This is a genomic window from Micromonospora sp. NPDC052213 (assembly GCF_040679695.1).
GTDB lineage: Bacteria > Actinomycetota > Actinomycetes > Mycobacteriales > Micromonosporaceae > Micromonospora.
This window is the reverse complement of sequence record NZ_JBFAVI010000192.1, coordinates 1-12,924: the sequence shown is the minus strand read 5'-3', so window position 1 is coordinate 12,924 and position 12,924 is coordinate 1. Positions and strand designations below refer to the sequence as shown.

At 73.9% G+C, this 12,924-nt stretch carries 8 protein-coding genes; 1 reads left to right on the top strand and 7 read right to left on the bottom strand.

The window, feature by feature from the left end:
* The 7 genes from AB0L34_RS29455 to AB0L34_RS29425 form a co-directional block, all read right to left on the bottom strand.
* On the bottom strand, window positions 1-2,015 hold a 2,015-nt coding region (locus AB0L34_RS29455), incomplete at its 3' end, for a condensation domain-containing protein (protein ID WP_363708395.1).
* Window positions 2,015-2,281 (bottom strand): phosphopantetheine-binding protein, encoded by a 267-nt coding sequence (locus AB0L34_RS29450; protein WP_363708393.1) that lies wholly within the window; start codon window positions 2,279-2,281, stop codon window positions 2,015-2,017. The genes AB0L34_RS29450 and AB0L34_RS29455, both read right to left, overlap by 1 nt.
* Window positions 2,281-4,551, bottom strand: a complete 2,271-nt coding sequence (locus tag AB0L34_RS29445; protein ID WP_363708391.1) for a beta-ketoacyl synthase N-terminal-like domain-containing protein — start codon at window positions 4,549-4,551, stop codon at window positions 2,281-2,283. The genes AB0L34_RS29450 and AB0L34_RS29445 overlap by 1 nt, the downstream gene beginning before the upstream one ends.
* The gene (locus AB0L34_RS29440) at window positions 4,544-7,771 is read right to left on the bottom strand and encodes an amino acid adenylation domain-containing protein (protein ID WP_363708389.1); all 3,228 of its coding nucleotides are present in this window, start codon (window positions 7,769-7,771) and stop codon (window positions 4,544-4,546) included. Before AB0L34_RS29440 ends, AB0L34_RS29445 begins: the two co-directional genes overlap by 8 nt.
* Before the next feature lie 306 nt (window positions 7,772-8,077).
* Window positions 8,078-9,232, bottom strand: a complete 1,155-nt coding sequence (locus tag AB0L34_RS29435; RefSeq protein WP_363708387.1) for a S8 family peptidase — start codon at window positions 9,230-9,232, stop codon at window positions 8,078-8,080.
* Window positions 9,233-9,444: 212 nt separating this feature from the next.
* Entirely contained in the window at window positions 9,445-10,284 is an 840-nt protein-coding gene (locus AB0L34_RS29430; RefSeq protein ID WP_363708385.1) for an aminoglycoside phosphotransferase family protein, read from the bottom strand.
* A gap of 5 nt (window positions 10,285-10,289) precedes the next feature.
* Window positions 10,290-11,054 carry a response regulator transcription factor gene (locus tag AB0L34_RS29425; protein ID WP_363708383.1) on the bottom strand — a complete coding sequence of 255 codons (765 nt, stop codon included), beginning with the start codon at window positions 11,052-11,054 and terminating at the stop codon, window positions 10,290-10,292.
* Window positions 11,055-11,640: 586 nt separating this feature from the next.
* Here AB0L34_RS29425 and AB0L34_RS29420 point away from each other — a divergent pair.
* Complete coding sequence (locus AB0L34_RS29420; protein WP_363708381.1) at window positions 11,641-12,849, top strand: MFS transporter; 1,209 nt, start codon at window positions 11,641-11,643, stop codon at window positions 12,847-12,849.
* Window positions 12,850-12,924 lie beyond the last annotated feature (75 nt).

Below are 12,924 nucleotides of genomic sequence, written 5' to 3'. Positions count from 1 at the left end.
GCTGCGCTCCGCGCCCTCAGCCGGCTGCTACGCCAACCTACTGAGCCCATTGAGGCGGCGGTCACCGGCGGGGCGCCCGCGCCGAGGCGGGCCCGCGGCGCGACGGCCGCGGCCAGGTGCGCCCGCCACTCGCCGGTGGCGTGCTGGTCGACCGCGACGTAGTGCGCGCCCAGCCGCAGCACACCCAGCACCGCGACCGCCTCGGCCGCCGAGCGCGGCACCTCCAGGATCACCGCGTCGCCGGCGCGCACGCCGTGCGCGTGCAGCAGCCGCGCCTGCGCGACCGCGTGGTCGTGCAGCTCGCGGTAGGTCAGCGTGAGCCCGGCGTGCGGGTCGACCAGCGCGATCCGTTCGCCCGTGGCCTCCGCGTGGGCCGCGAACCGGCTCCACACGTCGTCGGTGGTGTCGTGCGGCCCGCCCGCGCCCAGCGACCGCAGCCGGGCGTGCTGCCCCGCCGACAGGGTCGTGACGTCGCGCAGGGCCGCGTCCGGGTCGGCGGCCATCTGCCGCAGCGCCGCCTGGAACGACTCGGCCAGCTCCCCGGCGTCGGCGGCGGTGAGCGCCGACGTGGCGTACTCCAGGGCGAAGCGGGGGCGTTCGGACCACGACTGGAGGTAGAGCAGCGCGTCGAACACGGCGCCGTGGCAGTGGCCCTCGTGCACCCGCCAGGTGCGCCCGCCCGCGACCAGCTCGTCGGGCACCAGCTCGTGGTGGGCGGCGAAGCCGAGCTGCGCGAGCGGGTTGCGGCCCGGGTCGGTGGTGACGCCGAGCCCGGAGACGACCCGCTCGAACGGCACGTCGGCGTCGGCAGCCGCCTCGGCCATCGCGTCGGCCACGCCGCGTACGTGGTCGCGCACGCTGACGTCGTCGGGCGCGGCGCAGCGCACCGGGACCGCCCGGGTGCACAGGCCCACGATGGCGTCCATGCCCGCCTCGAACCGGCCCGCCGCAGGCACCCCGAGCACCAGGTCGGTCAGGCCGGCGCGGCGGGACGCGGCCAGCGCCCACGCCGCCATGGCCACCGACGTCACCGTCACCCGGCAGTGCCGGGCCAGCTCGGTCGCGGCCTGTGCCGCCTCGGCGTCGAGGTGGAAGGGCAGGCGCGCGCCGCGCCCGTCGGCCTCGACGACCGGCGGCAGGTCGGTGGGCAGCGCCACCGTCCACGGCGCGCCGTCCAGCCGGGCCGCGATCCGGGCCAGCGCCTCGTCCACCGCCCCGGCCTTCTCCCGCACGGCGAGCCGCGAACCGATCCAGTCGGGCGACGGCGCGGGGCCCGCCGGACCGGCGCCGGCGTAGCGCTCGGCGAACTCGCGCCAGAGCACGCCGATGCTCCAGCCGTCGCTGATCGTGTGGTGCACCAGCATGGTGAGCAGGTCCCGCTGCCCGGCACGGGTCAGCACGAAGACGACCGGCGGCTGCTCGAAGGGGCGCAGCAACCGCGCGGCCGACCGGCCGTAGAGGTCGTGCACGGCGCGTACCGGGTCGTCGCCGGGAAGCGTCTGGTGCAGCAGCCGGGGCTCGTACGGCGCGGGCAGCACGATCCGGGCCTGGCGTGGGTCGCGGACGAACCGGGTACGCAGCGCCTCGTGGCGGGTCGCCAGCTCGCGCAGCGCCGCGCGGGTCCGGGCCGCGTCGAGCGGCCCGTCCGCCTCGAGGGTGAACATCAGGTGGTACGGCGCGTCCTGGTCGAGCAGGTGCGCGGCCAGCATGGACCGCTGGCCGGGCAGCAGCTCCAGCTCGGTGGGCCGCCCGGCGGCCGGCGGCGGCGCGGTGTCCACGTGGTCCACCGCGCCGGCCAGTGCCTGCGCCAGCGGCAGCGCCGACAGCAGCCGGGCGCTGTCCACGTGCGCGCGCAGCTCCCGCTGGCCGAGCGAGACCAGCGCGATGGCCTGCAGCGAGGTGCCGCCCAGGCCGACGAACGACTCGGTGGCCGCCGCGTTCCGGAGGTGTTCGGGGGTGAGGCCGAGCACCTGCGCGGCGAGCGGCGCCCAGGCGGTGAGGTCGGGGGCGGCCATCAGACGCTCTCCGCCACGGGCCTGTCCAGCGGCACCTGGCCGGCGATGTCGCGCAGGTCGGCGAAGCGGGGGTTCTCCAGCACGTGGCCGAACATCACCGCGAGGTTGAGTTCCTGGCGGATCAGGGTGCTCAGCCGCAGCGCGCTGAGCGAGTGGCCGCCGAGGTCGAAGAAGTCGTCCTCGTCGTCGACGGTGTCGACGCCGAGCACCTCCGTCCACAGCTGTTCGAGCTCGGCCACCCAGGTCCGGTCGGTTACGTCGCGCATCAGTGGTGCCTCTCTGTGTCCAGTCGGGTCGCGGGGGCGTCCAGGTAGTGCCGGGTGGCCGCGAAGGGATAGGTGGGGGCGGGCACGCGGCGCCGGCCGGCGTCGTGCGCGGGGTCCCAGGCGTCGACGACGCCCAGTTGCCACAGCGCGCCGACGGTCGCCAGCAGCCGGGCGTGCCGGTCGGCGGGCAGCGCGGGCTGGTCCGGGCCCAGGTGCGGGGTGACGCTCGTGCCGACCTCGATCCAGAGCACCTGGTCGAGGTCGACGGGCAGCGTCGCCGGCGCGGGCGGTTCGGCCGCCTGCGCCCGCCAGTACGCGAGGTCGTCGTACTCGGTCAGCGGCTCTCCGCCGGAGGTGTGGACGGGCAGGTCGGGCGGGCCGAACCGGCTGCCGTCGACGTCGGCGCCGCGGATCAGCGCCAGCGCGTCCGCGACGGACATGGTCCCGGCCACGACCGCGCAGGCCACCACGCCGAGACCGACGCCGGCCAGGGCGCGCGGCGCCACGCCCCGGCTGCGCAGCGACCGCGCCAGGCCGACGCAGGCCAGCAGCCGGGTGCAGCGCTCCCGGACGGCCTCGTCGAGGTCGCGCCCGCGCAGCAGCGCCACACCCTCGTCGACGACCTGGCGGTACACCGGGTCGGCGTCGTAGTTGGGCCGGTTGCCGGTCAGCTCGCCGGCCCCGGTGAGGTGCAGCGCCACACCACGTGCCCGCGCCTTGGCCGCGACCTGCCGGACCGTCGGCGGCGAGGCGTGCGCCCCGGTCAGGAACGCGGCCCGCCACGGCAGCTCCGCCCGGCCGGTCCGCAGCGTGTACGCGAGGTCGGCCAGTTCCCCGGGCGCGGTCCCGGCCACACACGCGACGGCGCGGTCCAGGCTGTCCTGCGCCGCGGCGGCGGTCTTGGCGGAGACCAGGACCAGCTCGGTGACGTGGCGGCGCGGCCGGGGCCGGACGGCCGGGGCCTCCTCCAGCACGACGTGGGCGTTGGTGCCGCCGATGCCGAAGGCGCTGACCCCGGCCCGGCGTACGCCGTCGATCGGCGTCCACGGCCGGGCCGCCGCCGGCAGCTCGAACACCGAACCGTCCAGCCGGACCGCCGGGTTGGGCGTGGCGAGGTGGGCGATCGGCGGGATCACGCGGTGCTTCAGCGCCAGCACCGTCTTGATCAGGCCGATCACCCCGGCGGCGGTGTCCAGGTGCCCGACGACCGACTTGGCCGCGCCGAGCGCGCAGGGCGCCCGGTCGGGCCGCTCGCTGTCGAAGACCTGCCGCAGCGCCGCCACCTCGATCGGGTCGCCGAGCGCGGTGCCGGTGCCGTGGGTCTCGACCAGGCCGATGGTGTCCGGGTCGACGCCGGCCACGCTCAGCGCCGCCGAGATCACGCCGGCCTGGCCGGTGGGGCCGGGCGCGGTGAAGCCCGCCTTGCGGGCGCCGTCGTTGTTGACCGCGCAGCCGCGGATCACCGCGTGCACGGTGTCGCCGTCGCGCAGCGCGTCGGCGAGTCGCTTGAGCACCACCACGCCCGCGCCGTCGCCGGGCACCGTCCCGTCGGCCGCGGCGTCGAAGGCCCGGCACCGGCCGTCGGCGGAGAAGATCCCGCCGGGCTCGTGCAGGTGCCCGCGCCGCGTCGGCGGGGCCACCGTGGCGCCCCCGGCCAGCGCCAGGTCGGCGTCGTACGTCAGCAGGGCCTGCGCCGCCTGGTGCACCGCGACCAGCGACGTCGAGCAGGCGGTCTGCAGCGTCAGCGCCGGGCCCTGCAGGTTCAGCTTGTACGCGATCCGGGTGCTGGCGAAGTCCTTGTCGCTGCCGATGATCAGCCCCAGGCCGCCGGCCGCCTCGACGGCGCGCTCGTCGGGCCACACGTTGTCGAGCAGGTAGACGTTCAGGCCGGTGCCGACGTACACCCCGATGCGGTTGCCGTCGGCGGCGACCGGCGGGTGGCCGGCGTGCTCCAGCGCGGCCCAGGCGCACTCCAGCAGGATCCGCTGCTGCGGGTCCATCAGCGTGCTGTCCGACGGCGAGTAGCTGAACAGCCGGTGGTCGAAGCAGTCCGCGTCGCGCAGCACCGCCCGGGCGGGCACGAAGTCGGGCCGCTCCACCAGGTCCTTCGGCACGCCCCAGCCGACGAGCTGCTCGGGGGTGAAGAACGTGACCGCGTCGATGCCGTTGACCACGTGGTGCCAGAACAGGTCCAGGTCGCGTCCGGCGCCCGGGACACGGACGGCCATGCCGACCACGGCCACCGCCGCGCTGTCGTCGAACTCAGCCACGGTTGCCTCCCCCGGCCCGGCGGGCGGCGAGCAGGGCGCGGCCCTGGTGGCGCTGCGCCGCGTACGCGTCGGCGATCACGGGGGCCGCCTGCTGCAGGTGCGCGGCGCAGCCGGCGACCGTGCCGGCGCGGAACAGGTCCGTCACGGAGACCTCCAGGCCGTCCTCGGAAAGCCGCTGCTGCAACGCGATCAGCGCGAAGCTGTGCCCGCCCAGGTCGAAGAAGTTGTCGTGCAGCCCGATGTCGCCCCGGTCGAGCACCTCGCCCCAGGCAGCCCGGATCCGCTCCTCCAGCCCGGTGCCGGCGGTGTGCTCGCGTCGCGTGGCGGGTGCGGCGGCCGTGCGCGCGGCGCGGCTGTCGGCCAGCAGTCGGGCGGTGTCCACCTTGCCGTGCGCGGTGAGCGGGATCGCCGCGACGGCCAGGATCCGCGACGGCACCATGTACGCCGGCAGGATCGCCCGCACGTGGGCGCGCAGCTCGCGTTCGGCGTCGGGGCCGACCTCGCCGACGACGAAGGCGACCAGTTGGTCGTTCTCGGCCGCGACGGCGCACGAGCGCACCGCCGGGTGGGTCAGGAAGGCGCCCTCGACCTCGGCCAGCTCGACGCGGTAGCCGCGCAGCTGCACCTGGGTGTCGTTGCGGCCGAGGTACACCATGTTCCCGCCGACGCCCCACTTGACGACGTCGCCGGTCCTGTACATGACGCCCCCGCCGTACGGGTCGGGCAGGAAGCGCGCCTCGGTCAGCTCCGGGTTGTCCACGTAGCCGTGCGCGACGAGCACGCCGCCGCAGTACAGCTCGCCGGGCACGTTGAGGCCGGTGGGCCGCAGGTCCTCGTCCAGGACGTAGCAGCGCCCCGACGGCAGCGGCACACCGATGTCGCCTTCCGTGACCCGGGCCAGCTCGCCGGTGGGCACCTCGACGATCGTGACGTGGATGGTGCCCTCGGTGATGCCGTACATGTTGACGAACACCGCGCGCATGCCCGGCGCGCCGGCGACCAGCGACGTGACCCGCGACCAGCTCAGCGCCTCGCCGCCGAGGACGACGTAGCGGATGCTGGAGACCTCGTCCGCGCCCAGCAGCCGCAGGTACGGGGGCAGCAGCCGGTACAGCGCGCCCGGGGTCTGGAACACCACGGTGACGGCCTCGCGGCGCACCAGCGCGGCGAGCCGCTCCCGGTCCACCAGGTCGGCCTGGTCGGCGATGACGAGCCGGCCGCCGGTGCTCAGCGCCCCCCACATCTCCCACACCGAGGCGTCGAACGAGAACGAGCTGGCGGCCAGCCACACGTCGTCGGCGGTGATGTCGAGGCCGGCGGGGGTGGGGCTGTTCAGCGCGTCCAGGCCGCCGTGCCCGACGATGACGCCCTTGGGCACGCCCGTGGAGCCCGAGGTGTAGATGACGTACGCCTGGTCGCCCGGCCCGGGGAACGTCTCGGCGACCACGGACGTCCCGTCGAGGGTGTGCGCGTCGGCCATCCGGATGTCGCGGCCCCGCGTCAACGCGGCGGCCGCGTCCGCGGTGCCGGCCTCCACCAGCATGATCGGCATGGCGGCGCTGGCCGTGATCAGATCGAGGCGCTGCTGCGGATACTCCGGGTCCAGCGGCACGTAGACGCCGCCGAGCTTCCAGACGCCGAGGATCGCCGCGATGACCGCGGGCGAACGGCGCAGCAGCAGCCCGACCCGGTCGCCGCGCCGCACGCCCCGGTCGGCCAGGCCCGCCGCGATCCGCCCGGCCCAGCGGTCCAGTTCGGCGTAGGTGACCTCCACGTCCCGGTGGCGCACCGCCACGGCGTCCGGGGAGTTCGCCACGTGCCCGGCGAACCGGCGCAGCACCGACGGGTGGTCGACGGGCTCCTCCGGGATCGGCGGGTTCAGCCCGGCGGTCAGCAGCAGCCGCTCGGCCTCGTCCACCATGGACGGCTCGGCGCCCGGCTCGTCGACGACCGACCGGAGGAAGGACAGGTAGTGCGTGAGCAGCGTCGCGACGGTCTCCGGGGTGAACAGCTCGGTGCTGTACTCGGCGCGCAGGAACGGCGCGGCGGTGGACACGTCGAGGGTCAGCCCCAGGTCGAACTTGGTGACGTCGACCTCGACGTCGACCTCGGTCAGCTTCACCCCGTCGAACTCCGGGAACGCGAACGGGAAGTTCTGCACCGTCAGCGAGGTCTGGAACAGCGGCGCGTGGCTGAGCTGCCGCTCCCCCACGGTGGCCCGCACGATCTGCTCGAACGGCACGTCCTGGTTGGCGAACGCGGCCATGCTGGCCCGGCGGGCCCGCTCGACCAGCTCGGCGAAGCCCGGCCGGCCGGACACGTCGAGCCGGATCGGCAGCGTGTTGACCAGGCAGCCGACGATCCGCTCCTCGGCCTCGTCCATCCGGTTGGCCACCGGCACCCCGACCACCACCTCGTCCTGGCGCGCGTACCGCGACAGCACCGAGGCGTACGCGGCCAGCGTCACCGCGAACAGCGTCGTGCCCCGCGACCTGGCCCAGGCGGTGAGCCGCTCGACCAGCTCGGGCTCGACGGGGCGGCGCAGCACCGCGCCGCGGGCGCTGAGCACGCTCGGCCGGGGGAAGTCGGTGGGCAGCGCGAGCTGCGGGACGTCCCGCAGCTCGGCGCGCCAGAAGTCCAGTCCGGAGCTGTCGCGTTCCCAGGACTCGCGTTGCCGCCGCGCGTACGCCAGGTAGGACTCCGCCGGTTCGGCGTACGCGGCGGCATCCGGGCCGGACACCGCGGCGTTGTACTCGGCGGCGAGGTCGCGCAGCAGCAGGCCCACCGACCAGCCGTCGCAGGCGATGTGGTGCACCAGCACGGCGAGGGTGTGCTCGTCGGGGCCCCAGGAGCGCAGGAAGGCGCGCAGCACCGGCCCGTCGCCGAGCCGGAACGGGCGCCGGGCCTGTTCGGCCACGAGGGCGTGCAGGAAGGTCTCCTGGGTGTCCCGGTCGGCCCGCCCACCCGCCTGGACGTCGATGTCCGCGTGCGGGGTGGCCGACACCCGCTGGGTGAGCACACCGTCGACCAGGGCGAACGTGGTGCGCAGCGCGTCGTGCCGGGCGACGACGCGGGTCAGTGCCCCGCGCAGCGCCTCGGGCCGCAGCGCGCCCTGCAGGTGGACCGCGAAGGCCACCACGTACGCCGGATTGCCGGGCTGGAGCTGGTTGAGGAAATAGAGCCGTTCCTGAGCGAAGGAAGCACGACCGGTACGAACCATGCATCGATCGTGGTCTGCCGGACGTCCCGCCCGGCAGAGCGACCTTCCCCGCCCCGCCAGGGAAAACCTCCCGGTCGGGTGCCGGACACCGCAGGCCGTCGCCGGACACGAGTCGGCCCCCGGTCCGGCGGGTCAACCGTCGGACCGGGGGCCGGTCAGGCTGGGCACGCCAGGCGGGTCCCGACAGGACCGGCCGGCGGATGGCGGAGAGGGACGGTTCGACTGCTCGGGCCGTGCGGGCCCGGCCTGGAGCGGCGCGTGGGGTGGCCGGCAGGTGCCGACCACCCCACAGTGCTCTGTGGACGGTCAGAGGCCGCCGGTAAAGGCCAGCCGGTTGGGCGTACCGGCCAGGTCGCCCTGGACCACGCCGGTGGTGGCGTTGCCGACCAGCCAGCTGTGCAGGGTGGCCTGGGAGGCGTCACCGTTCACGCTCTTGTAGAGCGCGGCGATGCCCGCGACGTGCGGGGTGGCCATCGAGGTGCCGTTGAAGACGGCGGTGGTGTTGTTCGGCTGGGTCGACAGGATCGCCGAGCCGGGAGCGTAGAGGTCGACGCAGGCGCCGGTCGAGGAGTAGCTGGCCCGGGCGTCGGTGTTGGTCGACGCGGCGACGGCCACCGCGGCGGTCACCGCCCGGGGCAGCCGGTCGCAGGAGTCCGCGCCGGTGTTGCCCGCCGAGGTGGCCAGGAAGACACCGGAGTTCATCATCCCGGTGATCGCGGCGGCCATCGTGTCGGAGTAGGTCCAGTTCCACGAGGTGTTGGCCACCGCCGGCTTCGCCGCGTTGGCGGTCACCCAGTCGATCGCGGCGATGGTCGCCGAGGTCTTGCCCGAGCCCTGGCAGTTGAGGATCTTCACGGCGTGCAGCCGGACGCCCTTGGCCACCCCGTACGTCTTCGAGCCGATCGTGCCGGCGACGTGGGTGCCGTGCCCGTCGCAGTCGGTGTTGCGCCGGTCGATGGCGTTGTAGTCGAAGCTCGCCCGGCCCTCGAAGTCCGGGTGGGTCACGTCGATGCCCGAGTCGATGACGTAGGCGTGCACACCGGAGCCGGTGGCGGTCGTGGTGTAGCTGTTGGACAGCGGCAGCGTGCGCTGGTCGATGCGGTCCAGGCCCCAGGACGGCGGGTTGGCCTGGGTGCCCTCGGCGACACCGTCGAGCCAGGCGTCCTGCTCGACGGCGAGCACCGCGGGATCGCGGCGCAGTGCCTGCACCTGCCCGGCGGTCAGCTCGGCGGCGAAGCCGTTGACAGCCCGTTCGTAGACGAACCGCGGGTTGACCGACAGGGCACGGGCGATGCCACGCGGTTCGGCGCCCGGGCGCAGCCGGACAATGTACTCGCCGGGCACCGGCCGCACGCCGGGCGCGGCGGAGGCCGCGTTCACCGGTGCGGACGACGTGGACGCGGGTGCCGCCGCAGCCGGTACGGCGACCAGGGTGCAGCCCGCCGCCACCAGCGAAGCCATCAGGACTCTTGATCTCACATTGCCTCCCAGACTGACCCGGTGTCATCACTGGATGACGCCGCGGTGAAGAGGCACGCTAGTCGGAGCAGTGTCGAGCGTCAATGCCTTCCTCGCCCGACGGACCGGAGGACAGGGTGGCGGACGACCGGTCGTGCCATCGACTGTCGCGCCGGGCCCGGCGACGAACGCCACCGAGCCCGACGGGGCAACGACTAGTATTCGCCGCGCCCGAAGGCGGCCAGCTCCGCGGAGTGGCCGGGGTTGCTGACGTACGTTGCCCCGATCGGGGCGGTCACCCGGCACCACATGTCCAGCCGTTCCACGTCGATGCCGGCCGCCGCGGCCAGCTCGTCGCGGCGGCGCACCATCTCCGCGCGGTCCAGGCCCTCCAGCACGTAGTCGACCGCGTCGAAGCACGGGTCGCCGGCGCAGGCCATCGGGTCGATGGCGACCAGACCCTTCGCGCCGCCGCTGAGCACGTTGCCCAGGTGCAGGTCGCCGTGCAGCAGCACGGTGTCGGTGGGCACCGCGAACAGCTCGTCGCGCAGCCGCTTCGACCCGGCGAGGTCGGCGCCCCGCCGCGCCGCCGAGTTGAACAGCACGTCGATCCAGTCCTCCAGCCGCCGCGGCGCGGCGGCCGGGTCCCCGGCGCCGTGCAGGTCGTTGAGGAACGCGGCGTACTCCCGCGGCGACGGCGGCTGCGGCATCTTCTCCACCAGCGTGCCCGGGTGGATCGACTCCAGCAACACGGCGCCCTTGGCGGCCGCCAGCACCGCCGGCACCCGCCCGCCGGGCGCGAACTGGCGCAGCATGTCGACCTCCTCCCGTACGGCGTAGCTGTCGGGCGACAGTTTCAGCACCGCGTCGCCCTGGGGGCCGCGGCACCGGAACACCACCGAGGAGTTGCCGGACTTGAGCCGGTCGCCGAGGTCGAGCTGCCACTGTGCGACGAGCTCGTCCAGTCGCTGGGGCAGCGTGCCGACCCAACGGTGCGCCGCCTTGCCGAACCGCGGCTCCAGCCGGTCCGCGATCGCTTCCAGATCCAGGGTCATCACGCTCACCTCTCCATCGATCGCGCGCCGGCGCAGGCGGCCGAGCCGCCCACCCCCGGCAGGGACATGGCGCCACGCCTACGGGCCAGCGGCACGCCGCCACCGGACACCGTGTCGAGACTCGACCCGTACGGCCCGGGGCGCTCCAGCCTGGCCTTGCGGGCGACCTCGATCGCCTCGTGCCGGTCCGACACGTTCAGCTTGCTGAAGATGGTCGAGATGTGGTTGCTGACCGTCTTCGGCGAGAGGTTCAGCCGCGTGGCGATCGCCACGTTGCGCATGCCCGACGCGATCAGTTCCAGCACCTGCCGCTCACGCGTCGTCAGCTCCGGGAAGAGCTGCTGGTTGCGCGGCTCGCGACCCAACCGCCCGATGAGTTGGTCGGCCACCCGGGGGCCGAGGATCACCTCGCCCGTCGCGATGCCCCGGATCGTCCGCACGATGCCGTCGCCCGGGCAGCTCTTGAGCACGTAGCCCCGCGCGCCCGCCCGCATGGCCGCGAAGACCGCCGCCTCGTCCTCCACGGCGGTGAAGACCAGTACGGCGGTCGAGGGCGACATCCGGGCGATCTCCTGCAGCGTCACTCCCACCTGGAAGCCCGGCAGCTCGATGTCGAGCACGAGCACGTCGGGGCGCAGCGACGCCGCGTATGTCATCGCCTCCCGCGTGGTCCCCGCCTCGGCGACCACGCTGACCTCAGCCGAGGAGGACAGCAGGGCGTGCAGGCCCCTGCGTACCACCGGCTGAGCGTCGGCCAGCACCACCGTCACGGTGCGAGGTTTTGCCTCGTCCGCGACACTTCCCGGACCCCGCCTCATCGTATGAGCCAGTTCCGAGGTCGAGCCAACGCTGACCATTACGACACCTCACCCCGTCCTAACCGGCCCGCGACGCCTCCCTTCCGGAGGCGTCGCGGAAGCGCCGACCTCCGCGTCGGCGTGAACATCTACTGACGGCGAACAGAACAACACACGAAGTCAGTCGGACGGAAGCCATGTCAATCTTCTGACGTATTTTCCGAAATCAATTTAATACGACCATCGGTGACCCTTCTCGACCGACGGAGCAGGCCGCGACAGACCGGGAATGCCGGGACGATGTACCCGCAGGTCCCGCCTCCGCGCCGCACGCCAGGCACACGGCGCCCACCCGGATCAGGCCGGGCGCCTAGCGCACCGCGCGCCGGACGTCCAGCGGAAAGTTCCCTGCCCACCCGGGAAGTCGTCCCGACCCCGGTCCGCCGAACGCCCTGTCCCGCCCGGCTTCGCCGCCGCGAGGATTGTCGCCGGCCGCTCCACCACACAAGGATGTGCGAATATGCCCTTGTCACGAATGATTGATTTTTCATCCCGTTTGGTGCCGACCGATCCGCTGCGCAGGAAACTGATCGCGATCCGGCTGGCCGAATCGATCGGCAAGGGAGTCTTCCTCAGCGGCAGCGTCGTCTACTTCACGCTCCGCGTCGGCCTCGACCCCAAGCAGGTCGGCCTGGGCCTGTCCGCCGCCGGCCTGTCCGCCTTCATCTCGTCGGTCGTGTTCGGCGTGATCGCCGACCGGGTGGGGGCGCGCAGGCTGCTCGTCATGCTGTTCGCCGCGCTGACGGTGGGCTTCGGGCTCTACGCCCTGGTGGACAACGCGGTCCACTTCTTCGCCCTGGTGGTCGCCGTCGGCTTCATCGAGTACGGCACCGGCCCGACCAACGGGGCCCTCGTCGGCAACCTCGTGCCCGCCGAGGAACGGGTCAAGCTCAAGGCGATGATGCGGTCGGTGTTCAACATCGGCTTCAGCATCGGCATCGGGGTGGCCGCCGTCGCCGCGCTCGACCAGCGGCTGCTCGTGCTGATCCCGCTCACCACCGCCGCGCTCATGGCCAGCGCCGCGCTCCTGGTCACCCGCCTGCCCGACGTGCCGTCGCGTCCCGTCCCGGTGGGCTTCAAGCGCTTCGCCGCCGTACGCGACCCGCGCTTCCTCTCCGTCATCGGCGTCTCGACGGTGCTCGCCTCCCACGTCACCGTCATCCTGGTCACGATGCCGCTGTGGGCGCTCAACCGCACCTCGCTGCCGCACTTCCTGATCCCGTTGCTGCTCATCTTCAACACGGTGTTCGTCATCCTGTTCCAGGTACGGGCCAGCCGGGGCGCGGACACCGTGGAAGGGGCCGGCAGGCTCGCGCGGCGCTCCGGCTACTGGCTGGCCGGCGGCTGCGCGGTGATCGCGGTGACGGCCCTGGACGACAACGTGGTGCTGGTGTCCGTCGCGATCGTCGCCGCGGTGCTGATCCTGTCGGTGGCCGAGGTGATGCAGGCCGCCTCGGGTTGGGGTCTCGCGTTCGGCCTCGCCCCCGAGCACGCGCAGGGCGAGTACCTGGGCGCGTTCGACCTGCACGTGATCACGCAGAACATCATCGGCCCGGCCGTGCTGTCCGGCCTGGTCATCGCCTTCGGGTTCTGGGGCTGGCTCGGCATCGCGGTCGCCGCGCTGGTGGCGTCGGCGCTGATCATCCCGGTCGCGCACCGCAGCCAGGCCACCCTCGTCCCGGAAACGGCCTCCGCGACAAGCCCGTGAACGGCGGCCCGACCACCGAGAGGGCCCAGCACCACGCGGCCGGCGGGGGGGGGGGCCGGGGGGGGGGGGCCCCGC